22 protein-coding genes and 1 pseudogene are annotated in these 24,061 nt (G+C 57.3%); 10 read left to right on the top strand and 13 right to left on the bottom strand.

Annotated features, from left to right (window positions below; translation table 11 throughout):
* Positions 1-435: 435 nt before the first annotated feature.
* Positions 436-2,805 (bottom strand): TonB-dependent receptor, encoded by a 2,370-nt coding sequence (locus K6117_RS13830; RefSeq protein WP_221796460.1) that lies wholly within the window; start codon positions 2,803-2,805, stop codon positions 436-438.
* 78 nt (positions 2,806-2,883) lie between these two features.
* Positions 2,884-4,338, bottom strand: coding sequence for an aromatic ring-hydroxylating oxygenase subunit alpha (locus K6117_RS13825; RefSeq protein WP_221796457.1), 1,455 nt, complete (start codon positions 4,336-4,338; stop codon positions 2,884-2,886).
* 166 nt (positions 4,339-4,504) lie between these two features.
* On the opposite strand from K6117_RS13825, the gene K6117_RS13820 reads away from it, so the two are divergent.
* Positions 4,505-5,173, top strand: coding sequence for a TetR/AcrR family transcriptional regulator (locus tag K6117_RS13820; protein ID WP_221796454.1), 669 nt, complete (start codon positions 4,505-4,507; stop codon positions 5,171-5,173).
* A 73-nt stretch (positions 5,174-5,246) separates the two neighbouring features.
* Here K6117_RS13820 and K6117_RS13815 read toward each other — a convergent pair whose 3' ends face one another.
* The 6 genes from K6117_RS13815 to K6117_RS13790 are packed head-to-tail and all read right to left on the bottom strand — an operon-like array spanning position 5,247 to position 10,161.
* A complete protein-coding gene (locus K6117_RS13815) occupies positions 5,247-5,873 on the bottom strand; it encodes a TetR/AcrR family transcriptional regulator (protein WP_221796451.1) in 627 nt (208 codons plus the stop codon).
* A 5-nt stretch (positions 5,874-5,878) separates the two neighbouring features.
* A complete protein-coding gene (locus tag K6117_RS13810; protein ID WP_221796448.1) occupies positions 5,879-6,709 on the bottom strand; it encodes an alpha/beta fold hydrolase in 831 nt (276 codons plus the stop codon).
* A gap of 30 nt (positions 6,710-6,739) precedes the next feature.
* Positions 6,740-7,498 carry an SDR family NAD(P)-dependent oxidoreductase gene (locus K6117_RS13805; protein WP_221796445.1) on the bottom strand — a complete coding sequence of 253 codons (759 nt, stop codon included), beginning with the start codon at positions 7,496-7,498 and terminating at the stop codon, positions 6,740-6,742.
* Positions 7,491-8,393 (bottom strand): VOC family protein, encoded by a 903-nt coding sequence (locus K6117_RS13800; protein ID WP_246605117.1) that lies wholly within the window; start codon positions 8,391-8,393, stop codon positions 7,491-7,493. The genes K6117_RS13805 and K6117_RS13800 overlap by 8 nt, the downstream gene beginning before the upstream one ends.
* Positions 8,394-8,404: 11 nt before the next feature.
* A complete protein-coding gene (locus tag K6117_RS13795) occupies positions 8,405-8,902 on the bottom strand; it encodes an aromatic-ring-hydroxylating dioxygenase subunit beta (protein ID WP_221796440.1) in 498 nt (165 codons plus the stop codon).
* Positions 8,899-10,161, bottom strand: a complete 1,263-nt coding sequence (locus K6117_RS13790) for an aromatic ring-hydroxylating oxygenase subunit alpha (RefSeq protein ID WP_221796437.1) — start codon at positions 10,159-10,161, stop codon at positions 8,899-8,901. The genes K6117_RS13795 and K6117_RS13790 overlap by 4 nt, the downstream gene beginning before the upstream one ends.
* Positions 10,162-10,329: 168 nt before the next feature.
* Here K6117_RS13790 and K6117_RS13785 point away from each other — a divergent pair, with 168 nt between their 5' ends.
* The 4 genes from K6117_RS13785 to K6117_RS13770 are packed head-to-tail and all read left to right on the top strand — an operon-like array spanning position 10,330 to position 13,788.
* On the top strand, positions 10,330-11,148 hold the full coding sequence (locus tag K6117_RS13785) for a 2-keto-4-pentenoate hydratase (protein ID WP_425514719.1): 819 nt from the start codon (positions 10,330-10,332) through the stop codon (positions 11,146-11,148).
* Positions 11,145-12,089, top strand: a complete 945-nt coding sequence (locus tag K6117_RS13780) for an acetaldehyde dehydrogenase (acetylating) (RefSeq protein ID WP_221796430.1) — start codon at positions 11,145-11,147, stop codon at positions 12,087-12,089. Before K6117_RS13785 ends, K6117_RS13780 begins: the two co-directional genes overlap by 4 nt.
* On the top strand, positions 12,086-13,117 hold the full coding sequence (dmpG, locus tag K6117_RS13775) for a 4-hydroxy-2-oxovalerate aldolase (protein ID WP_221796427.1): 1,032 nt from the start codon (positions 12,086-12,088) through the stop codon (positions 13,115-13,117). Before K6117_RS13780 ends, dmpG begins: the two co-directional genes overlap by 4 nt.
* Positions 13,114-13,788 (top strand): class II aldolase/adducin family protein, encoded by a 675-nt coding sequence (locus tag K6117_RS13770; protein WP_221796425.1) that lies wholly within the window; start codon positions 13,114-13,116, stop codon positions 13,786-13,788. Before dmpG ends, K6117_RS13770 begins: the two co-directional genes overlap by 4 nt.
* 134 nt (positions 13,789-13,922) lie before the next feature.
* On the opposite strand, the gene K6117_RS13765 is transcribed toward K6117_RS13770, so the two are convergent.
* On the bottom strand, positions 13,923-15,974 hold the full coding sequence (locus K6117_RS13765) for a TonB-dependent receptor plug domain-containing protein (protein WP_221796422.1): 2,052 nt from the start codon (positions 15,972-15,974) through the stop codon (positions 13,923-13,925).
* 606 nt (positions 15,975-16,580) lie between these two features.
* Here K6117_RS13765 and K6117_RS13760 point away from each other — a divergent pair.
* The 4 genes from K6117_RS13760 (at position 16,581) to K6117_RS13750 (ending at position 19,869) form a co-directional block, all read left to right on the top strand.
* Positions 16,581-17,921, top strand: coding sequence for an aromatic ring-hydroxylating oxygenase subunit alpha (locus K6117_RS13760; protein WP_221796419.1), 1,341 nt, complete (start codon positions 16,581-16,583; stop codon positions 17,919-17,921).
* Positions 17,922-17,994: 73 nt separating this feature from the next.
* Positions 17,995-18,462 (top strand): nuclear transport factor 2 family protein, encoded by a 468-nt coding sequence (locus tag K6117_RS13755; RefSeq protein WP_221796416.1) that lies wholly within the window; start codon positions 17,995-17,997, stop codon positions 18,460-18,462.
* 39 nt (positions 18,463-18,501) lie between these two features.
* Positions 18,502-18,630 carry a hypothetical protein gene (locus tag K6117_RS14575; RefSeq protein ID WP_281422154.1) on the top strand — a complete coding sequence of 43 codons (129 nt, stop codon included), beginning with the start codon at positions 18,502-18,504 and terminating at the stop codon, positions 18,628-18,630.
* 87 nt (positions 18,631-18,717) lie between these two features.
* On the top strand, positions 18,718-19,869 hold the full coding sequence (locus tag K6117_RS13750; RefSeq protein WP_221796414.1) for an MFS transporter: 1,152 nt from the start codon (positions 18,718-18,720) through the stop codon (positions 19,867-19,869).
* Between the two features lie 94 nt (positions 19,870-19,963).
* Here K6117_RS13750 and K6117_RS13745 read toward each other — a convergent pair whose 3' ends face one another.
* From K6117_RS13745 to K6117_RS13730, 4 genes and pseudogenes are all read right to left on the bottom strand, one after another.
* Positions 19,964-20,719 (bottom strand): TetR/AcrR family transcriptional regulator, encoded by a 756-nt coding sequence (locus tag K6117_RS13745; protein ID WP_221796411.1) that lies wholly within the window; start codon positions 20,717-20,719, stop codon positions 19,964-19,966.
* A 145-nt stretch (positions 20,720-20,864) separates the two neighbouring features.
* Positions 20,865-22,187: an aromatic ring-hydroxylating oxygenase subunit alpha gene (locus tag K6117_RS13740; RefSeq protein ID WP_221796408.1), complete on the bottom strand. Its 1,323-nt coding sequence runs from the start codon at positions 22,185-22,187 to the stop codon at positions 20,865-20,867.
* A 32-nt stretch (positions 22,188-22,219) separates the two neighbouring features.
* Entirely contained in the window at positions 22,220-22,756 is a 537-nt protein-coding gene (locus tag K6117_RS13735; RefSeq protein WP_221796405.1) for a VOC family protein, read from the bottom strand.
* Positions 22,757-22,781: 25 nt separating this feature from the next.
* A pseudogene (locus K6117_RS13730) lies at positions 22,782-23,081 on the bottom strand (nuclear transport factor 2 family protein); the annotation flags it as partial.
* A gap of 223 nt (positions 23,082-23,304) precedes the next feature.
* Between K6117_RS13730 and K6117_RS13725 the strand changes: the two are divergent.
* The gene (locus K6117_RS13725) at positions 23,305-23,967 is read left to right on the top strand and encodes a TetR/AcrR family transcriptional regulator (protein ID WP_221796401.1); all 663 of its coding nucleotides are present in this window, start codon (positions 23,305-23,307) and stop codon (positions 23,965-23,967) included.
* Positions 23,968-24,061: the final 94 nt, after the last annotated feature.

The following is a 24,061-nucleotide window of genomic DNA, read 5'->3' as shown; positions in this document are numbered from 1 at the left end:
TGACGAGATGGCGCAACTGACCGCAGAGATTTAGGTGATTGACGCCAATATGAGATAGATGCCGGTTGTAAAATGATCTGGTGAGGATCATGCAACTCTTAGATGTGCCTGATACGTTCGTTTGACGAAATTTGCTTACCCTGCCAGCCAACTCAATGAACTCCAGCCTAAGAACTGGAAGGCTTTGTCTATTTTTAATCCAGCGCCCAACGTGCAATAATCAGACGCTTAAGTGAATAACAGGTTGGCTATCATCATAATGCGGGGCACTTCGGGCGAGGCGTTAAATTACCGGAACGGGGTGGTGGGAGTGGTCATCTTGCCAGATGACCAGCCGCCCGTTCATTACGCTATTTGCTTTGACAGTGCCGTACGGCATCCCGGAAAATCGGATGCAGCCGCCTTGTCCTTGTAATGGACAAGGCGGCTCGATGTTTAGAAGCGGACAGTTCCCTGCACCATCAATTCGCGCGGGCGACCGACATTGACCCACACGGCGTCGGGGGTGCCGAATGGCTTTTCCGCACCGGCAATGCCATACCATTTGTTGGTCAGGTTGCGGCCAATCAGCGCCAGTTCCCATGTGTCGTCAGCCTGATGCAAGCGGACCGTCGCGTTGAGGCGCGCGAAGCCCTTTTGCCAGCCTACCGGGTTCTGGTTTTCGAGCAGCCAATAGCCGCTGGTGTAATTGGCGTCTGCCGATAGGCCAAGGTTGATGTCGCCGGTGACCGGCGTGTCATAGGTCACGCCACCGGTCAGGTTGACCTTGGGCGCGCGGACCAGTGCGGTACCAGACAGGTCTTGGGTGTTGGCCGCAGTGCAACCCTGCGCCAAGGTCTGGCCCGCATAGCACGGGGCAGCTGGGAAGCTGAGATATTTTGCCCGGTTATAGGCGGCGGCAAGGCGTATCTGGAGTTCGTTCGTGGCTTGATAGGACGTGTCGACCTCGATGCCGGTGGTGCGCGCCGATGCCGCGTTGCGGATCGTGAACGAAGGCGGTGACGGGTTGAACGAGGTGAGCTGCAACCCCTTGAACTTGTACCGATAGATCGCCGAGTTGATCATCAGCCTGCCGCCCATCATTGACGCCTTGTAGCCGATTTCGCCGCCATTCGCCTTTTCTGGTTTGAAGCCGAGATCAGCCGTCGTTTGGCCCAGCGACAGGATTGACGGGTTGGAGAAGCCGCCCGATTTATAGCCGGTCTTGTAGGCGGCATAGAGCGTGCTGTGCGTATCCGGATGCCAGCTGAGCGTGACTTCCGGCGAGACATTGTTGTCGCTGAAATGCCCGGTGGTGAACTGGCCTTCCCCTGCGGTGAAAGCGAATGGTGCAAAATTCTCGTTCACAAAGGAATTGCCAACCTGCGTCCGCTTCTTTTCATGGGTATAGCGCGCGCCGCCCGCAAGTTCGATCTCTGGCGTGATATTGTAGATTAACTGGCCATAGACTGACCAAGCCTCCCCCTTGTTGTGGGAATTGAGGGTCCAGTTGTTGACCTGACCATTGCGCGGGTCCGGACCGACATCGCCGATGAAGCCATGACCGCGCGTGTCGCGCTTGCTGTTTTCATAATAGACGCCGCCATTGAAGTTGAGCGAGCCATCCAGCGTGGTGTTGACGCGCAGTTCCTGCGTGAAGGCGCTGCTCTTGTCCATGTTCGCGCCAGCGACCGCCGGAATGGAGTCGAACGCGAAATTGTCGAACCCGTCATTCTTGTAATTCCAATAACCGGTCACCGAAGTGAAGGTCACTGCATCGGTGCGATAGTTCATCGTCATCGAGCCGAGGATGGAATGATATTTGGTTTCCGGCACGCCGCCATTGCTGCGCGGATAATTCGCCGCGAGATTGGGGTTGAATGCGCCAAGCGTCCGCTTGCCGTTCAGCTTGCAGTCGCTGTACGGGTCGGTGAGCATGGTGAGGCTCAGCAGATCGAGCGTGCGCGAATTGCCTTGGCAAAGCAATTCGGTCCCGGAAGTTTCGCCATTGTCCTTCAGCTTCGCCCCGAACACCTTCAGGGTTGCATCGAAGGCGCTGCTGGGGTTCCAGGCGAGGGTGACGCGACCGAGCACTTCCTTGGTGCCGGGGTCGCGGCTATGTGCGGCACCGACACCCGGCATGGTCGGATCGCTTGGCAGCGTGATCGGGCCGGCAACGTTTTTGATGTACCCATCCATCTTGCTGGCACGGGCGGCCACACGGAAGCCGAGCGTATCGGACAAGGGACCGGACACTGCGCCCTCGACGAAACGCTCGTTGGCCCGGAACTCATAACCGGCGCGGGCATAGCCGGCGAGTTCCTTGGTCGGCCCGTTGGTGCGCAGCGAGACTACGCCGCCCGGGCTGTTCTTACCGAAGAACAGGGCCTGCGGACCCTTGAGCACTTCAACCTGCGCGATGTCGAAGAAGCTCTGGGTGATGAGGCGCCCGCGGCTGAGCTGGAGGCCGTCGAGGTTGAGCGAGACGGTCTGGTCAATACCGGCATCGAGTGCCGAGGAGCCGATACCGCGGATCGAGAAGGATGCGCCTGCACCGCCCCCGCCCGTCTTGGCAAGAATGACCTGCGGGATCAATTGGCCGATCTTGCCAAGATCTGTCGCGGCGTAACGGTTGATGTCGGCGGCGCTGACCGCCGAGATGGCGACAGGCACCTGAACAAGTGTTTCGTCCCGCTTGCGGGCGGTAACGATGATCTCGTCTGCTGCATAGACATTGTCCTGTGCATGGGCTGCCTCCACCCACAATGGTGTGGCTGTCGTTACCATCAGGCCCAAGGCCAGCGCTGAACGAATTCCGCTCCTCATGATGCAATCCCCTCTTCCTGTGTTATAAATTCTTTTGTCCGCCCCGGAAAAGGGCGGCCCGTCAGGCTGCTGACGGGATCAAACGCCACGCTTTGCTTCACCCTCTGCGATCATCCGTTCGATCTGCTGGTGCATCAGTCGGATGCGCATTTCCTGATAGCGGGAGAAATGCACCACGCCGGTGCCGGACGAGCGAAGCCCTTCTTGCACTTGCGGCAGATTGCCCATGTCCTGTTCGAAAACCGGGCCGAGCGCGCCGAGTTGCGGTGAATCGCTCCAATTTTCGTCGAGCCGGAGCCGGTGTTCTTTGATCGGCTTTGGACGGGGCCCTTCGCGCGGTGCGCGCTTGAGAATGATGACGTCCATAATCGACGATTCCGGGTCTAGCCCGTTCGGTCGCCAACGATAGACGACGTTCGGTGCCATGCTCGCCCAGAAGTTCATATGCGGGAAGACGTTGTAGAGTAGCGCATCGAGTATTTCCGCATCGGACACCTGCGAATAGTCCCAGCCATCCTCATTCGATAGCGCCTGACGCGTCACTTCCGCAGCATAGATGCGGGCCGTAATGCCAGCTTCAAGCGTGAGCGGTGTCTCCGGACTGGCGCGAGCATTCTTGACTTCGGCTGTGATGCCGCTGTCCTTGCTGTTCCCGCCCGACACGTGGCTGCCACCGGCATCCGCCATGGCCTTGAGGATGCCAAGATCATCGATTTTGCGATCGGCAAACATGGGGCTGACCACACCCGTGGCGGTGAATTGCCGTGTGACGTGATCGGACAGGATGTCATATTGCGAGTTCACATCGCCAAGAAACAGGCTCAACTGCGGATGGGTGACAAAAGCATGGTGGCTTTCCATGAATGCCTCTGCCGCCACCTTCCAGTTGAAGGGCAAGACCTTTGATGTATGTGCTGCTTTGTAGCGATTGGCGAAATCAAACCGGTCGAAATGATCGGCGAGCGGTTGAAGCGTCTCCATCAGTGGCTGGGCTGCCGGATCGAAGTTGACGAACACGAAGCCGCCCCAGCATTCCACTTTCAGTTCAGGCAGGCTCATGTCCCGCCCTTCGAACTGGGGAAAGTCCCAACTGATCGGATTGTCCTTGAACCGGCCATCGCAATGCCAGGCAAGGCCGTGATATTTGCAGCGGAACTCGATCTTGCTGCCATCATGATCGACCAGCTTGCGGCCGCGATGCAGGCAACTGTTATAGAACGCCTTGATGCCGCCATCCTGCTGGCGGGTAATGACGATGCTCTTGCCGACGATTTCGTATACGAAGACATCTCCCGTTTCGGGGATATCCTCTTCGCGGCAGGCCCATTGCCAGACCTTCAGCCAGATATGCCGAACTTCCTTTGTGAAATGATCGGCATCGAAATAACGGCTGACGGGGATGCCTTCGTCTCCCAGTGCGCGGACAGGTCCCTGACGGAGATAATCGGGCGGGCGACGACTGTCGCGATCCAGGACATCTTCATAGGATTCTGACGGATGCCGATCAGCCCGCAACGGGCTTTGCTGGTTCATGCTCGCTCTCCTGCCGGGTGTCATCGGCTCTTGATGCCGCGCCCCATGTAGTGAAAGGTTGTACCGCAGGGCTAAGCTTGGACACCTAGCAATAAGCATAGAAAAAAAGAACGCGTGTACTTTTTCAGGTTATGTGTTCTGTATACGTGGTCGCGGAGAATGATTGATGAGCAAGAACGCTGGACTGGCGCAGCTAATGCCGGAGAGTCTCGCCGATATCGGCAAGGACGATGAAGCCAGCTGGCAACAGCGCAAAAGCCTTACCACCCGCAAGATGGCGGTGGAGGCGGCGCTGCAGGTGCTGGCTGAATTCGGCTATACGGCCTGCTCGCTGCAGACGGTGGCCAAGCGCGCTCGGATCTCGCGCGGGGCCATGCTGCATCATTACACCAGCAAGCTGGACCTAATGGCTGCGGTAATCGAATATGCCTTTTACCGTCGTCTGGCTGTCTTTCTCGATCGAATTAGGGCGCTCTCGGAAGACGACCGCACCGTGCGGCAGATCGGCATCCGCGTCTCCTTTGATGTCAGTCAAACCGCTGAATATAAGGCGTTTCTCGAACTGCACATCGCATCGCGGACCGATCCGGAATTGCGCGCGATCTTTCTCGAGCGTGCCAGCCTGTTCGATCGGGTATGGCGGGACGAGATCACCAAGGTCTTCCCTGAATGGCTGGACCACCCCCAACTCGCGCTGCTTGACGATCTGGTATGGGTCATGATCGACGGCCTTGCGCTCAATGTCGATATCTGGGCCGATCAGGCGCGCGTGGACCGCCTGCTCGGCCTTGTCTCCCGCACGATCCTCGCAGTACGCAGCGGGCGGTTGGACTGACAGGACCCGCTGGGGCGATCTTTGGGGGCACAAAGCTGCATCAGTCCTCTGTGTATAAAGAAAAAACCCTCCGTTATTGGGGTGGTTCGAGCATGCACCCGATCAGTTCGTTCAGCGCCTGATCCAAGGCGTCGCCGTCATCCGTCCACAAGGTGCGGATCGCATAGCCGGAGATGATCGACGCCAGCATCTTGACGACCTTTGTGGCCCGATCGACAGTCCAGCCGCAGTTCACCAGGCATTGCGTCCAGCCTTCGAAGACAGGGCCGCGTTTGCTGCTGACACTTGCGCGGATGGCGGGGGCCATGGACATGTCCTTGGCGGCATCCATGGTGATATCAAGCGCGGCCCAAAATCGTCCGCCGAGAAAGAAGTCGCGAAAGTCCTCGGCCATCAGGTCAAGGACTTCACGGGCATTATTGCTCGCACGTGTAATCCGCGCGTTGCTCGCTTCCAGCGCCCGATCCAGCGCATATTCAATCGCGGCCAAGGTCACCGCTTCCTTATTGGGGAAATGGTGCAACAGGGCCCCTTGCGAAACACCCGCCTGAGATACGACTGACGCGGTCCTAAATGCGCTATGACCACGTTCGACGATAACCTCATACGCCGCCTGCGCCAGCCGCAGGCGCATGTCTTCGCTGCGTTCTGCCTGTGTGCGCTTGCCGGTCTGGGCGGGCGTTTTGGGTGGTGTCCCCATGGTTGTCACGCCTTTAGAAAGGGGATCACCACGTCCAGAAACCGGTCGCGTTTTTCGATCTGGGTCCAATGTCCGCATCCTCCGAAAATATGTGCTTCCGAATGTTTGAGCAGTGCCGAAAAGCGATAGGCAATCTCGACCGGCACGATCACATCTTCGCGGCCATGAACGATAAGCGCCGGGCAATCAATCTTGCGAATATCGTCTTCGGGCGTGGCTAGGCCATCCAGCTTTGATTGGCGCGGTTCCGGAAAAAGGCGGGCGAAATTCTCCTGCGCGCCGGGTCGAATACTGGCATCATGGCGCGACTGGGCGATCACATCGGTGACAAGGTTCGCGTTATAGGCAAATGTTTCCATCAATTTGCGCATATTTTGCAGCGAGGGTTGATAACCCCATACGGATAACAAGCCCTTGGTGATCGGGAATTGCAGGCCCGCCGCGCCCATCAGCACGAATTTTTCGACCCGTTCTGGATGCCGCGCCGCGACCGCGAGGCTTAACCCGCCGCCAAAGCTGTTGCCGATGAAGCGGGCTTTTGCGATCCCCAGCGCATCCATGAACGCGATGATATGCGATACCCAGAAATCGAGCGTAAAGTCCTCAATTTCATCAGGGCAATCGGTATAGCCAAAGCCCACCATATCGGGTGCGTACACGTGATAGTGTTCGGCCAATGTCGGCATGACGCCGTTCCAATTGGCAAAGGCGGTCACGCCGGGGCCTGACCCGTGAATCAGGATCAGGGGTTCTGCCTTGTCTTCACCGGCTTCGATACAATTGGTGCGGATACCGTTTGCGACCACGGATTTGCCGATTTCAGGATTATTGGTCATTATTATATCGTCCTCTACCGCTCTTTTATATCAGAGCATTGCTGTCCCGCCGTTGATGCTGAGCACCTGGCCGGTGACAAAGCCGCCATCCTTGCCCGTCAAATAGGCGACCATCCCGGCGATTTCATGTTCCGCCGCCGGTCGGCCAAGCGGAATGATTGCGGTGACCTGATCAATCAGTCCCGGATTGACCGCGCGAATATCTTCCAATTGCTGGGTTTGCACTGCGCAGGGTGCCACCGTGTTGACGGTGATGCCATCAGGCGCGAATTCCCGTGCAAGGCCGGTCGTCATGCCATGCACGCCACCCTTGGCGGCGTTATAGCCTGCATGATCGACCAAGCCGTTCCGTACTGAATCTGCGCCGATATTGATGATCCGGCCATAATGCGCGGCCTTCATCTGGGGCAGGACGTGATAGCTGCACCATATCGCCGTCCATAGATTGCGGTCGATTGTCTGGCGCAACGTATCTGGCGTATGATCAAGAAACGGGCGTAAAATCCCGCCACCCGCATTGTTGACGAGAATATCGACCCGGTTGAACCGCGATATGGTTTCGGCGACCAGCGCCGCCGCCACGCGTTCATCCGACAAATCACCGGCAAAGGCCGCGCCACCGATGGCGGTGGCAAGGGATTCTGCCAGATGGATATCGAGATCGGCGCACATCACCACTGCGCCCTCCCATGCCAATCGTTCGGCAATGGCCTTGCCAATGCCACGGCCAGCCCCGGTCACGATGGCGACCTGTCCTTGTAATGGCTGATGCACATGGGGTTTAGTCATGTCGCGTCACAATCGCGCCATTTGCACCAAAACGCGGGTCGGGCCTGCCGCCCCATGTGTCCAGCACATCCATGCTGTGTTCCAATTCGCGCGGACGGCGGCCTCCCGCCTCTTCGATCAGTTCCATGCCAAAACTATATTCATTGGTCAGCTGGTCGGGATCGAGGAAATAGAGAAAGATGCTGGTGGAGGGTAAATGCCGCCCCGGCCCAAAGACGATCGGCACATCCGCCTGTTGCATCCGATTCATGGCGCGGCCAATATCGTCAATATCGGTGACCATGAAATTGATGTGGTTCAGCCCGTCTGCCTCGTTCGCGATCAAGGCGAAGCTATGGTGCAGCGGGTTCGGCCAACAACGTAGCCAAGATACCCGTCCCGGCACGCGATCAGATTCGGCAAAGCCCAATTCATCTACCCAAAAACGGATCGCCTTTTCGAAATTGCCGACATTCAACACCACATGGCCAAGCCGTGCGATTTTTGTCACTTTGGGCATATAAGGCGTCGTCGCCACCGCCTGACCCGCATAAAAATCAAGTTCCAACTGGCTGTCAGGATTGCGGAAGCGAAAGGCGCGGGTCACGCATTTGTCATGGCATTCACCCTCATCGGTCCAGACCGGTTGATGGCCGAGATGGCGGAGATGATCGAACGCCTTTTCCAGTTCTTGGGCATTTTCTAGTTCGATGCCTATTCGGGCCAGTCCCGCGATATCGCCCTGTTCAAGAATGATGTCATATGGCTTGTCACTGCAACGCAGCCAGACTTGGCGGTCATCCGCACGTTCGATGACCAATCCCATCAGATCGCGATAAAATAGGGTGCTGCGGCTGAGATCTGTCACGTGCAACTGGCAATAACCCAATCGGGCATAACGTATGGGGTGGCGCATCATCTTGGCCTTCACAAGATGATGCTGATGCGGGCATGGGGACGCAGCGCCTCCATATCCAGCACGCATGTTTTTTTTGCGATTTTCAATGCACCCTCGCATTCTACGATTTCATGCAAATAATGGCCGACGAACAAATCATGGGTGATGTCCTTGGCGCGGGAGACGATAAATGACGCGCGCGATCGGATCAGCGCGCCATCGGATTCCACCCGGACATTGGTGACGAGGTGGCGCACTTTGGAATGCGGGTGTTCGCTATGCGCGCCAATCTTGGACAAGCGAATGACGCGTTCACGCATGCGGATATGGTCGTCCATGACGTAAAAGAGAGATTTATCCGGGTCCGCCGTATCGCCGTCGACATCACTTGGCGGCACGAAATAATGCGCGTCTGCGGTGAAAAGTGACAGCCATTCATCCAATCGCCATTGATCAAGCAGATCGGCCTCGCGATAGAGCAGGTCCTCCACCTGTAAGCGGCGCATCAATTGCTGATCCATGCTCATGCCTCCACCGCCGCCAAGCGCCGGTCCCATTCGACCCAAAAGGCACGCATTTGTTCTTCATCATCAAATGATGCCCCGCCTTCGCGCAACATGCCTTTTGAAATGTCGTTATATTGTGCCTCTCCCCCGGCAGCATAACCTTGTTGGCATTTTTCAATCGCCTCGACATCATCGGGGGTCGCAAAACCACCCGGTCCCAGAAATTCGGTGAAATTATACAACCGATATTTCCGAAGCCATTCGCTTTCTTCACGCGGGGCCAAGGCCCATGCATTGATTTCCATATAATTGGGTGCGGTCGGGAAGAAGGTGCGGATGGTGATCGCCATGATGTCGTTGATGACGAGATTGGGAAAGATCACCATATTGCGGTTCTTGTGCGCGATACGGTCGGCGCGTTCGTCACCGAGCCGTTGCACCAGCGCGGCATAGATGGCGGCGATTTCACGCTTGCCTTCTTCGCCCCAAAGCGGGACCCAATTGGCGACCGGGCGACCCCATGGCGCGCTATATTCTACCAGCGCATGGCCGTTTTTCAGATCGCGTGCCACCCCTGCCAGCGGAGTTGAACCGAGCGCGCCATTGGCGTTCTGGAGATATTCGAGATAGGTCGAATGATTGCAGGCGGCGTGATATCCGTCGAAGCTGTTTTCCGCGAGCAGTTTCCAATTGCCACGGATGGCGTATTCCTGCGTGCCACCGACCACTTGCATCCCACTGGCGCTATGTTCGGAGACGAGCTTGAGATAATCGCCCGCATCGGCAAGATAGGTCGCCAGATCTTCGCCATCCTTGGCGAAATTGATGAAAAAGAAGTCGCCGAACCGTTCCAGCCGGGGGACGGGTACCATCTGTTTTTGTGGATCGGTCTTGAACCCTTTAGGATAACCGCCAGCACCCGGCAGGCTCATTAAATGGCCATCGGCACCGAATACCCAGCCATGATACATGCACATAAAGGCCGGTGATTTTCCATGGCGTTCGCGACATACCAATGCGCCGCGATGCGGGCATGCGTTCAACAATGCGTGGAACGTGCCTTCGCGGTCGCGCGTGAATAAGACAGGCCGACGCGCCACATTGCGGGTCAGAAAACTGCCCGGCTCCGGCAGTTCCGACGCATGACCGAGATAGAGCCAGCAGCGATTGAAGATCGCATCATATTCTTGCTCGAACACACGTTGATCGGTGAATGCCTTGCGGGGGACAAGGAATTTTCCTCGCGCTTGATCGGCGATGATTCGGGTCTGGGCGGTCAAGGGCAAACTCTCCCAATTATCTGAAGAAAGGCTGGTTTTTCCAGCTCTCTTGATGGCTTTACAAGAAACCGTGTAAACGGTATGTATGTTGCTAAGGGTGATGCTGTCAAGCTGCTTCGGCGCGCACACAGGCGGGTCCAGCCGCAGAAAAATAAGAAGGAGAGCGTTTTGGATTCGCGATTCGACCAAGCTACATGTGATCAGGCCGTATTCGACCGCACCGCTTGTGCGTTGCGCGCAGCCTATTCAGGTGGTGCGATAGCGCCGTTGCGGGATGTGCTGGACCCGACGGATGCCGAGGGTGCTTATGCGGTGCAGGCGATCAACACGCGGTTTTGGGAATCGGCTGGCCGGCGGGTCGTGGGGCGCAAGGTCGGGCTGACGGCGAAGGCGGTGCAGGCGCAATTGGGGGTCGACCAGCCGGACTTTGGCGTGCTGTTTGCCGATATGGAAGTGGCGGACGGCGGGGTGCTGGACCCTGCTTGCCTGATCCAGCCCAAGGCCGAGGCCGAGATCGCAATCATTCTGGGGGCGGATCTGACCGGTCCGGACATCAGTCGCGCGCAGGTCGAGGCTGCGGTGACGGAAGTGGTGGCCGCGATCGAGATCGTCGATAGCCGCATTGCCGATTGGAAGATCAGCTTTGCCGATACGGTCGCCGATAATGGATCGTCCGCCATGTTCGTGCTGGGGTCGGTGCGCAAGCCCTTGGCCGGGCTGGACCTGTGGACCTGCGGCATGGCGCTGGAACTGAACGGCGAGGTGGTGTCGCTGGGCGCGGGCGTCGCCTGTCTCGGTCATCCGTTGAACGCCGCGACATGGCTGGCGCAGACTTTGGCCGCGCGCGGACAGCCGCTGCGCAAGGGCGACATCGTGTTGACGGGGGCCTTGGGGCCGATGGTCGCGATCAAGCCGGGCGATGAGGTGCGTGCTACCATCGGGGGCTTGGGCAGCGTGTCGTTTCGCATGGGGGGTGTCGTAGCATGAACGGCAAAACCAAAGTCGCGATCATAGGTTCCGGCAATATCGGCACCGATTTGATGATCAAGATCATGCGCCTGTCCGATGTGCTGGAAATGGGCGCGTTTGTAGGGATCGATGCGGAATCGGACGGGCTGAAGCGCGCCGAGCGTCTTGGCGTGGCAGTGACGGCGGGCGGGATTGACGGGTTGGTCGCGATGCCCGCGTTCAAGGATATCGAGATCGTGTTCGACGCGACCTCGGCCGGTGCGCACCAACATCATGATGCGGTGCTGCGCGCCCATGGCAAGAGGGTGGTCGATCTGACCCCTGCCGCCATCGGGCCTTATGTCATCCCGCCGGTTAATGGCGAGGCGGCGCTCGATGCCCCCAATGTCAATATGGTGACCTGTGGCGGGCAGGCGACGATCCCGATTGTCCATGCGATCAACCGGGTGGCGAAGGTGCATTATGGCGAGATCGTCGCCTCCATCGCGTCCAAGTCTGCCGGTCCCGGTACGCGCGCCAATATCGACGAGTTCACCGAAACGACCAGCCAGGCGATTGTCGATGTCGGCGGGGCGACCCGTGGCAAGGCGATCATCGTCCTCAACCCGGCAGAGCCGCCGTTGATCATGCGGGATACCGTGTATTGCCTGTGCGAGGATGGTGATCAGGACGCGATTGCTGCGAGTGTCGAGGCGATGGTGGCAGAGGTGAGGACCTATGTCCCCGGCTATCGCCTCAAACAGGCGGTGCAGTTCGAACATATTGGTTCCAACCGCCCGTTGCGTATCCCGGAAATGGATGGCGAGTTTACCGGCCTCAAGGTGTCGGTGTTCCTCGAAGTGGAGGGCGCGGCGCATTATCTGCCCGCTTATGCCGGCAATCTCGACATCATGACCTCGGCGGCGCTCAAGACCGCCGAGAAGATCGCGCTGCGCATGCATGAGGGGGCTGTAGCATGAGTTTCGACCCGACCACGACCAAGCTCTATATTCAGGACGTGACGCTGCGCGACGGCATGCACGCCATCCGCCACCAATATGGCCTCGATCATGTCAAGGCGATTGCCAAGGCGCTGGACCGCGCCAAGGTCGATGCGATCGAGGTCGCGCATGGCGATGGCTTGCAGGGATCGAGCTTCAACTACGGCTTTGGCGCCTATACCGATTGGGACTGGATCGGCGCCGTGGCCGAGGTGCTTGAACACAGCGTGCTTACCACCTTGCTGCTGCCCGGCATTGGCACGGTCCATGATCTGAAACATGCCTATGAAATGGGCGTGCGCTCGGTCCGCATCGCAACGCATTGCACCGAGGCGGATGTCTCGAAACAGCATATCGAGGCGGCGCGCAATCTGGGTATGGATGTCTCGGGCTTTTTGATGATGAGCCATATGACGACACCGGAGGCGCTCGCGCAACAGGCGAAGCTGATGGAAGATTATGGCGCGCATTGTGTCTATGTCACGGATTCCGGCGGCGCGATGAACATGGATGAATATGCCGCGCGATGCCAAGCCTATGACCGGGTGTTGAAACCGGAAACCCAGCGCGGCGTGCATGCCCATCACAATCTGTCGCTGGGCGTCGCCAACAGCCTCATCGCTGTGCAAAATGGCGCGATCCGGGTGGATGCGTCCTTGGCAGGCATGGGTGCGGGCGCGGGCAATGCGCCGTTGGAAGTCTTTATCGCCGCCGCCGACCGTTATGGCTGGAACCATGGTTGCGACCTGTTCGCGCTGATGGATGCGGCGGAGGAACTGGTTCGCCCGTTGCAGGATCGCCCGGTACGGGTCGATCGTGAAACGCTGACGCTGGGTTATGCCGGGGTATATTCCAGCTTCCTGCGCCATGCCGAAAAGGCGGCGACCGACCATGGCCTTGATACCCGCGCCATCCTCGTCGAACTCGGCAAGCGCAAGATGGTCGGCGGGCAGGAAGACATGATCGTCGATGTCGCCCTCGATATGTTGAAGGCGTCAGGCGCATGACCTTGCCAACCCCTCATGCTGCCGATCAACGCCGGGTCCAGCAGGCGGCGCGCGCTCTTGCCGGCGCGGGTCTGGTCCATGCCTATGGCCATTGTTCATTGCGGATTGATGATGAACATCTGCTTGTCTGCGCCGCGATGCCGATGGGGCTGATTAGCGATGAACCCGGCCTAATCGTGCCGATACATGGGCCATTGCCCGATGGGGTTTTGGGTGAAGTGCGCGTCCATCAGGCAATTTATGCACGGCGGCCAGATGTGCAGGCAATATGCCGTTTCATGTCGCCCGCGCTGATGGCGCTTTCAACCCAGCGGATCGTGCCCGCACCACGCCATGGGATTGGCGCGTATTTCCATCCCGGCCCTGCATTTTGGGATGATCCCCGGTTGTTGCGCGATGATGCCAGCGCGGCGCGGCTCGCCGATTGTCTGGGGTCGCACCATGCCGTCGTCATGCGCGGCAATGGTGCGGTTGTGGTCGCTGATGGGCTTGAAAAGGCGGTGACGCTCAGTTGGTTTCTCGAAGATGCAGCCAGGGTCGAGCGCGACGTGCGGCAAATGGGTTTCGACCCATCAAACGGCCTTTTGGATGAGGTTGAAATTCATGCGCGACAGGTTTTCGCAGGCGGGGTTGTCGAACGCATGTGGGACTGGCTGACCCGCACCCCGTAAAGATGGGCTGGACAAGAATGATAAGAAATGGCGGCAGACGGCGCGCTTGATCCTTGCGCCCATTGAGGCATTGAAGATCGACCTATTGCTGTGCCCGTCACACGATTGCGTGCCCGTTGAACGTGCCGCGCACCTTATCCCTTGAAGCGCAGCCCGATCCAGAGCGTGCGCGGCGTGCCATAATCCATCGACCCACCCTGATTTCGGGTGATGACCTTCCTATCGAATAGATTTTCGCCGCGCGCCACAAGGGTGAACCCACCGCCTAGCGGCACATGCGCCACGGCATCCAAGGTGAGCGCATCGGGCAGCGCATCGGTCTGGAGATCATCTTCATATTGCTTGCCGACATAGCGTAAGGTCGTCGACACGCCCGCACCGAATGCGGGGTTCCATGCCAATGTGGCGCTTGCCGCGTGGCGCGCGCTTTGGGAGGGGCGAAGGCCGTCGAACGCCTGACCGGGTGCGTCCACGACGCTGTGGCTATAGGCATAGGATGCAGACAGCGAGACATCGGTGAGGTTCATGTTGGCGTTGAGCTCGATGCCCTTGGCGACGATGGCGTTGACATTATCGCGGCGGCGCAGGTTCGTGCCAATCGTCACATTGGCGATGGCATTATCGAGCCGGTTGTAAAAGGCCGTGGCCGCAAAAATGACACCCGCCACGGGCCGGACCTCGGCGCCGATTTCAACGCCCTTCAGCTTTTCTGGATCGAGCAGCGCATTGGCCTGTGTGGTGACGGGGAATACCGAGAATGTCCGATAGAGTTCATTGAGCGTCGGCAAGCGGAATCCGGTATAGCCGGCACCGCGCAGTGTCAGCCCGTCCGATAGCTTGAGCAACGCCCCTGCGCGGCCAGAAAATGCCCAATCGCGCCGGTTGGCAAAGCTGGTCGTCGTCGCCACGCCCGCAGCGGAAATTTTCCGGGTGAAGCCATCGGCAATCGACCAGTGATCGGCGCGGACGCCGCCAGTGAGAATGAGTGAGCCGATGGTCCAGTCATCCTCGATGAACATGCCCGCCGTCGTCTGCGCGCCCCCGGCGTGGCGATGCTCGGTCAACAGGCCGGTGCCGCCATTAAAGGCGTCTTCATTGGTCTGCCCATCGCCATGGCGAATATCGCCACCGATGCGCAGTTCATGGTTCTCGCCGACGGGTGGGCGCAGTTCGATCTTGCCGCCAAGCCCGGTCGAAGGCGTGCTGCGCTGGTCGAGCGTCTTGCGGAACGAGGTGGAACTGATCACCACATTCGAGAAATCGCGCATTTGCAGATAGGCAAGCGCATCCACCGCCCATGGTCCGCGTGAGACGAGACGGATGCTCGCATCTTGCCCTTCGCTGCTATTATCGGCCCCCTTGAAGCGCAATGTGCGCTCGTCACGGAAGATCAGCGCGCGGGCCTGCAGTTCGATTATGTCGGAAACAGGGGCGACCGCGCGCAGGCCGGTGGACCAGCTTTCATAGGCAGCGCGGGCGGTTGCGGCAACGCGCTGGCTGGGGGGTGTTGTGTGAAAGCCATCGCCGCGGTCCCATCGCCCAGAGACGGAGACAAATCCGCCGCCGACATCAGGCGTGATGGCGGCGGAGACTTCGCGGGCATCGTGGCTGCCGTAAAAAGCACTGGCAGAAAAGCGCGGGAGGTCGCGCCGGTTGGCGCTGGTGAGTTCGATGGTGCCTGCGACGGCACCTGCGCCGAACGCGCCAGCCCCGCTGCCGCGCGTGATACGTATGTCGGAAAGCCGATCTGGCACGAGTGAATCAAACGGGATGTAACCGAAGAAGGGATCGGCGACCGGCACGCCATCGAGCAAGACAAGGGTGCGACTGGACGCATTGCCGCCAAGTGCGCGCAGCGTTGCGCCCTGTGCGGACGGATTGGCCGATCGGCTGTCGGAGCGGCGAAACTGCTGGAAGCCCGCGACATCCGTCAGCACAGTTTCGATGCGGCCCGATGGGCTGTTGACCAGCCGATCATGCGCGATGATCGTCATGCCATAAGCGGGCGTGCCTGCAGGCGATGGCAAGCCCTGTCCATTGACGATGATGTCATCCGGGGTCTCATGCAGGGGCGCGGCTGCCACTGGCGCCGACAATGTGAGCAACGATAGCAGCAGCGAGGCGCTCCCCAAGTGCAGTTGCTGCACTTTGTTTTTCAACGGGTTCGAGCGGATTTCGTTCGCCATTGAACTGGTGGTTGCAACATCGTTGCTACCTAACACTGATGCCATTTTAGCTCTCAACCTGTTTGATTATTACTGCATGCACAGAGGGTTATATAATCCTCAAGGCGCGTATTATAGAAATGCGTATCGAAATAAATTCAAATCCACTGGAATATCGAAATATTTATTTGATCCATCCTTAAATTGTAAGCGCGCTGGCTTTTCTAAAGAATGCCGAACCAGCCCGGACTTCCTCCATGCATCGCCGACCATGCCTGTATTATGGGGGTGAATATCGACATGATGGTACGTTCGTTCCACTGATAGATGCGATAGGTGCGGATCAGTGGCGTTTCGGTCTGTTGCGCCTGGTTTTTGATTGATGCGTATGGGCGGCCTGATGGCATCTGACTTGGCATAAAATCAGGTTAAACCAGAGTAACGCCGATGATAAGCATCTGTTTGCGCGCCGATGTTACGCGCCCGGCTCTGCCCCTATCACAAAAGCCCATTATAACGGGTCGATCGTTCCGTTATATATATGCGCTTGGCGTCAGAGACTCATGGTCTGCATGAGTTGTGAGGCGGTAGCGATTAAGAAAAGCAGACAAATTTGAGAGGGATGTCATGACTGAAGCGATCCATCATCCGCTGACCATGGATGGAAGAGACTCATCTATCCTGCGCGGTGACAAGATTTCCGGCGATCAATATTTTTCCCGTGAATATGCCCAGAAAGAATGGGGTCATATGTGGACGCGCATCTGGCATGTCGCTGGCCGCGCCGCTGAAATCCCTGAATCCGGGGATTATCTCGTGCACAATTTCCTGAAGGAATCCGTGATCTGCGTGCGTCAGGACGATGGATCTGTGCGGGCATTTTATAATACTTGCCTGCATCGCGGCCTGCGATTGGTGCATGAAACATCGTCTACCAATGAGTTTCATTGTCCTTATCATGGCTGGCGCTACGGTAAGGATGGCGTCTTGAATCATGCACAGGACCCAGAGGATTTTCCGCAGGGCAATCCGTGCGGCAAGCTGAAACTGAATGAACTGCGCTGTGACAGTTGGGGCGGTTTCATCTGGTATACAATGGACAAGGATGCGCCATCATTGATGGAATATCTGCATCCCATGCCGGAAATTTACAAAAATTATCCGATGGAGACGGGTGTCCGCGTCGCTTGGTATCGGATCGAGCTGAATGCCAATTGGAAATTCGTCACCGACAATTTCAGCGAGTCCTACCATACGAGAACGGCGCATCCGCAGGTGCCGCCCTGGATCGATCAAGACGTGGATTCTGCCCGTCATGAAATGTTCCCTGCTGGCCATGGCCGTACGGTACAACCAATGCGTCCGTCGCTGACGGATCGTCTACCGGCTGGGGTGCAGCATCCGTATGATTTCGTGCTGCGCGAATGGGGGATCGATCCTGAAAGCTATGCCAGCTACGAAGAAAAGGCGATGCAGGGCTGGCTCGATCTCAAAGCTGCCAAGAAGCGGCTCTGGAAAGAGCGCGGCTATGTTCATTATGAACATATGAACGATGAGGAGCTGACGGATAGCCCACACACGGTCTTCTTCCCGAATGTCACTATTTCGTTCTTGCCGGATAATATTATTTTCTTCCGCTCCGAGCCGCATCCCGATGATCCGGAAAAATGCTATTTCGATCTTTGGTGCATGGCATTCCCTGTGGCGGGCCAGACCGAGGTGGAATCCATCATGGCGGGACGCAAGCCGTTGCGCGAGGTCGAGCATTGCGAACATCGCGATTTTGACAATGGCAAGGGCATCCCCGAACTGGAAGGCCAGATTGTTTATCAAGATATGATGCTGGCCGAGGCTAGCCAAGCGGGCATGCACTCGCGCGGCTACACCGATGCGTATCTGACGCATCAGGAAACGCGTGTGCGCTTCTTCCATGAAGTGCTGAACGATTATCTCGAAGGCCGCCGATAAGGGCGTCGGCATGGGCGGTGCGTTGTGGCCGCCCATGCCTATAATGAAAACATACATAGAGGAGAGGATGGACATGACGATTGAGGCACAATTGCTGCGATTGCAGGATATCGAGAATATCAAGGAACTGCGCTATCGTTATGCCTATGGCGCGAATATCATTGATGGCCAGAGCGGCGACCTGAAGGCATTTGCCGCGCTGTTTGCCGATGATGGTATTTTCGATGTCGGCATGGGTGTGGCCACCGGTCCGGCTGAAATTGAAGCGATGATGAAGGGCCTGACCACCCAGTGGAAATGCGCCATGCATTACATGCTCAATCCAGTGATTGAACTGGATGGCGATCGGGCCAGTGGCAAGGTGTCCGGCCTTTTTGCCTTTGTCTCGGCAGAAAATCCTGCACCGATCTGGCTGTCGAATATTTATAGCGATACTTATGTGCGTACGTCGCAGGGATGGCGCTTTCAGTCTGTGCATATTCAGACCACTTTCGCCGATCCGGCCTTTTTTGCGGGCTATGCGGATAAGCTGCAATCCTAGTCTGGCGTTAAGACATCACGCGCATCATACGCTGGAACGATGGATTTTAACCGCTACATCAAGGTGATCGATAACAAGCGGATCGGCATGGCGAATGCCGTCGCACTGTTTTGCGATGTAATGTCAGGTGCAATCGTCGGAAAATCTGTGCTTGAGGTAGATATCTGATACGTAAGCATCGCCAGAAAAAAACGCTGCCATCCCTGTCGCATCAGGTTTGAAGGATGGCAGCGATAAGGAGGGGATCAACCAACAATGACCACGCCATCTTCATTCGGACCAATCCAGGTTACAGCCGTCATCTTGGCGGCCATTGTGGCGGGGTGTGTACCTGCATTGCAGCCGATCTTGCTTGGCGGCCTGCTTGATGCACATCGCATTACCGCAGATCAGATTGGCCAAGCAGCGACCATTGAGGCGCTGGGCATGGTGCTGGCCACCGCCTTGGCCGGTGCGCTGCTGCAGCCAAAGCGCCTGCGTGCCATTGCCGCGATCGCCGCATTGACGATGATCGTCGCGAACGGGGTGACGCCTTATGTCGATGCGAGCGGTATCTTCATCGCGCGCTTCTGCAATGGTGCCGCTTCCGGCATGATTTTGTGGATATTGGTGGGCCTTCTCTCCCGCGCGGCACGTCCGGGGCAATTATTTGCGATCTATGTGACGGCCCAATCGGTGCTGGCATTTGCATTGTCATCTCTCATGACGGCGGTGCTGGTGCCTCATTGGGGGGTGTCTGGCGGCTATCTCTCTCTGCTGGCGCTTGGCGGCGTAACGCTGTTGCTGGCGGGCTTTGTGCCTGCACAGTATGACACGCTTGCAGGCGCGGCTGTGACGAAGCGCCCGACTATTTCAGGGGGCGCAGGCCTTATCGCTGTCATGTTGTTCATGGCAGGCATTTTCTCCATCTGGATTTATGTCGCGCCGCTGGCAAAGCAATTGGGGCATTCGACAGCCAGCATCGGCACAGCGATTAGCATAGCGATCGGGATTCAAATTGTTGGCGGGCTAGCCGCGACGCGCCTTGCCGATAAATGGAACGGTGCAACGACGACGGCAATCGCAGCGGCCATTGCTGGAATCAGCGTCTTGTCCTTGCTGTATATCCCCCAGCCATGGGTGCTTTATGCGGCAACAAGTGCGATTTCATTCGTATGGATGTTCACGCCCTCATTCCATATGCCCATGATCTTGAAGCTCGATCCGACAGGCAATTCGGCCATTTTCATCAGTACGGCGCAATTGGGTGGCGTCGCGCTTGGTCCGCTTGCGGCGTCGATGGCCATCACCGGAGACAATTTCACGGGCGCTGCCTTTATGAGCATGGGTCTTTTTGCCTGCTGCATGTTGATGCTCGGCTGTATCGGAATCGCCCGTACGGCACAGCCGACTTTAAAAGCGGCGTAACGTATTTTCGATCTATTTTATTGATATAATTGGGTGTTGCGCTGCCAAGCTTCCGATTCAGTCGTACGATTGACTTGTTTTTAGGCTTGGAGCGTCATGCCTGAAGTGCGCGCAACCCACCGCTGAAAAAGGCAGCCGCAGGCGCAATCAGTTCATTAATGGCTTGAGAGGAGAGGTCGCCTTTGGTGATGCGTCCGATGAAGCCATTATCCTGCACCATGAAGATCAGTGCTGCTTCAATGAGATAGACAGCAATTCTGAGCTGCTTTTCCGGCATGTCGGGCATTGAATCGCGCAGCGCATCGGAGAAGACTTCCGTGATACTGAGGAGGCGCGAGAGGGCGGGGTTAATTTCCGCCACTTCATAGGAGCTCATAAAGTGAGATGTCAGTTTTATATAATTCCTGATTTCACTTTGCGTATCTACGCAAGCGCGTAAAAATGGTTTGATAAATGCTTCAATTATATCGGTGTAATTTCCGCCCTCATTTTTGGCGGTATCCAAACTTGATCTCACGATTTCTTTCAGGAGATCGAGCTTTCGATCAACGACTTCGTAAAAAAGAAGCTCTTTAGAGGGGAAATGGTGGGTAAGTACGCCTAGGCTGGCGCCAGACCTAGCCGATACATCGCGCAGCGATGATCCATAATAGCCACGTTCCGAGAAGACTTCTTCGGCCGCATCCATGATCTTCTGACGCCGAGCCAAGCCTTTAGGCCGCAATGTGCGGTTGTTGCGAATGTCGATGGGATTGGCGTCGGCCACAGGAGAGGCGATAGCATCGTCGGGGAGCGTGGTTGTTATAATGCTCATATTTTCACATTTGATCAACAAGCTGATCAGCGTCAAGCCCCGCCCTCGCGTTGCCGCACGAACGACCTATTACAAAACTGTTCTGTAATGTGTCGTTCGTGCGGTTTAAATTCCACAGATGCCGCCAGTGGTTTTAGGCGACATCTGTGGCGTGCTTGGCCTTGAAGATGCCAATAACCAGTCACACCCGCCCTTCGATATAATCGTTGATGACCTCGTGATAGCGGCGGATGCGGGTTTCCTGCGCAGGCAGGTAGAAATCCGGAAAGGCATCCGAACGCAGGCCAAGCTGCTGCCCGACAATCACGCTCAGATCCTGATCCGCGACATAGCCCGCAGAGGTATCGCCATGGCGGAAGCGCTCATGTTCCGCCGGTTCCACCGGACAGCGACCAAGCGGGGTGTCGACCTCGGTCTGGCCGGGCAGGCGCGGCACCATGTACCAATGCTCGAACAGGCATTTTTCCGGATCAGTCGGGTGCGGAATCGGGCGCAACAACTGGAACCCGTCCGGCGCCATGGTCAGCGAAAAGTTCGGGAACAACGTGCAGTGATTATAGTCGGTCAGTTGCTCGTCGGTCAGGCCGTGCCAATAGTCATAGCCGCGCGCAGGCCCCAGCTTGCGCCGTTGCTGCTGAAGCGCCTCGCGCGCATCGCGCACCCTGCCGCGGAAAGCCTCGGGATCGAGATCCCAGTCGCGCATCCACTGCGCCAGCGGTTCCTGGATCTCTTCCTGATTGCCATTGCGTATGGATGGCAGGCAACCGCGTTGCTGCATCCGGTTGTGACCGCCGGGGAACATATCGAACTTCGTCTGGGCAAAATCCTCCTCGACGAAATCGGCGAGTTCCGGGTGGATCGTCGGCAGATGATATGACTCGCTGAAATTGTCGTGGATGATCTTCCAGTTGCAGTCGACCTCGACTGTCACCCACAATACCCGCACCCAGTCATCGGTCTGATAGGCCGATAATTCAACGCCCAGCGCGCCGAGATGATCATGCAGCGATGGCCCATCGGGCGACATGTTGAACCAGATAAACCCGCCCCATGTGTCGCAGCGGATTTCCTTCAGCCGGGCATTGCCGCATGGCGAGCCTTGCGGGAAATCGAGCGGATCCTGCACGGCGATGACCTCGCCCTGCTGATCGAACTGCCAGCCATGATAGGAACAGACGAACTTTTCGACAAAACCTTCATCGACATGCATCAATCGGTTCCCGCGATGCGGACACCAATTATAGAATGCCTTGATCTCGTTATCCGCCGTCCGGGTCATCAAAATTGATTCCCGCCCGAAATGCTGCACGCAGAAATCGCCGGACTCTTGCAGTTGCGAGACGCGACCGCCGATATGCCAGACGCGCCGGAACACGCTATCCCATTCCAGCTTCGCAAACTCGCGCGAAGTATAGCGATCGCCGGTGATCTTGTCGCCACGGATGGTGACGTCGGGCGCAATCGCCGGATGGGCATTGCGGACAATTTTCGATTGCTGATTCATGATAATAGTCCTGTTAGGCGGTCATCACCGCATCATTGCCAAGGTACGATCAATTGCTGGCGATCCCAGCCTATCGACGCCTGGCGCGCCTGATCGTACATGTTGCGGATGATCTCGTTTTCGGGATAAATTTCAATCATGTGGCCCAGCGTGGCGCGGGCGTCTATGTAGCAGATCTGCGCCCCGAATGACACGGTGAACTCGCTGGCGACCGGCATGCCCCGCGCGACGAAGCTATCGCGTACGGCCTCATAATCATCGGCAAAGATCGCCACATGGTGCAGGCCTTCTTCGCCATTCGGAAACATGTCGTGAAAGGCGCTTGGCCCCGGCGACAGGAGCTGGACGAGTTCGATGTTCAGATCGCCGGACTGGACGAACACGGCCTTGAGGTGGATTGGGGGCGCGGGCTGGCCGCGATAGACATGGTTGTCGAGTACGCCCTCGACCCCGCCGACGAACGGCCCGATGCCATAGAGATCGTGGAACTGCTGGCATGCGGCTTCGAGGTCGCGCACCACATAGCAGTTCTGGATCACCGAAATTGGCGATGTTAATTTTGGGGTCATGATCCCTCCTGCGGGCATTAGCAGATCAAATGGTCTGACTGTGCAATTGGGTAAATTTGCGGAACGAAAAGCCCCAGCGGCCATTGCGGCGGATATAGCGGTCTTCATAGGTGCCGGTGACGCGCAATTCGGTGCCATCGCCGGTACGCGCCACTTCATTGGTATAGGAAATGCCACGCGCGTGATCGCCCTCGATCACCACTTCGCCCTGGGATGCGAACATCACGACAAAAGGATAGCCGGCAATCGCCTCTTTCCAAGTGGATGCAATGTTATCGCGGCCTTTGACAGGGTCGGGGCCAAAGAGGAACCATTCGCCATCCTCGTCCCAAGACGATGCCTACAGGTCGACATCGCGACGATTTACGCCATCGGCATAACGTGCCAGCACATCATTGATGGCAACCCGGTCTTCCCATTCACTCATGACAACCTCTCCATTGTGATGCGCTGTTTCACTGCGGCGCCATCCTTAATTATGGTAGACTATAATAACGGCTAGCGGTACGATGCTGCTACTTTGGCTAGGAGGTTGTTAAGGAGCGCCGATGCCGACTGATTCAATGAATGTTCCCGCTATGAAGCCCACCGTGAAGCCAGCCTTAAAGCCCACCGTGAAGACTGTGCGGTCGCGCGGCAGTGCCACGCCGTTGCGCGTGCTTGATGCTGCCTATGCGCTGATCTCCGCGCACGGCATCGGGGCGGTGACGATGGTGGAGATCAGCAAGGCCGCCGGGGTAACGGAGATGACGGTCTACAATCTGTTCAAATCCAAGAACCAGCTCCTTTCCAAATTGGTAGAGAAGTACCAGCAAGATCTGATCGGTCGGATGGGGGAAGAAGACGAAAGCACGATGGCGGGCATATTGCGCGCCGTGCGCCGCATCGCGCTTGAGCTGGGGCAGAATCCCCGCTGGTCAGGGGCGATCGCGCATTTATATTTCTCGGAAAAATCCGATTCTGCGACCTATCACCGCCTGCATGATATCGGCTTGCGGCATCTGAGACTGGCGGTCGATCTCATGGTCGCAGACAGTCACATATTGCGGGCGGGCGACCTTGAAATGGCGCAGCATCAATTCGCCAACACGGGCTATGCCTTGGTGAATGATCTGGCGATTGGACGCATTGATGGAGACCAGCTCGCCAACCATCTCGAATACAGCCTGAAATCCACCATTTCATTCCTGTTTTTGGGCAATGAAAATTGATGATGTGGCTGGGTTTCCAGCGCGATGCGTGCATCATCTGCTCATGTTGCGAAGTTTACGCACATGGGCAGTCTTATGCTTTCCCATAATATTA

Origin of the sequence: Alteraquisediminimonas sediminicola (assembly GCF_019740335.1) — a bacterium.
Lineage (GTDB): Bacteria > Pseudomonadota > Alphaproteobacteria > Sphingomonadales > Sphingomonadaceae > Alteraquisediminimonas > Alteraquisediminimonas sediminicola.
This window is presented reverse-complemented; position numbering and strand designations above follow the sequence as displayed.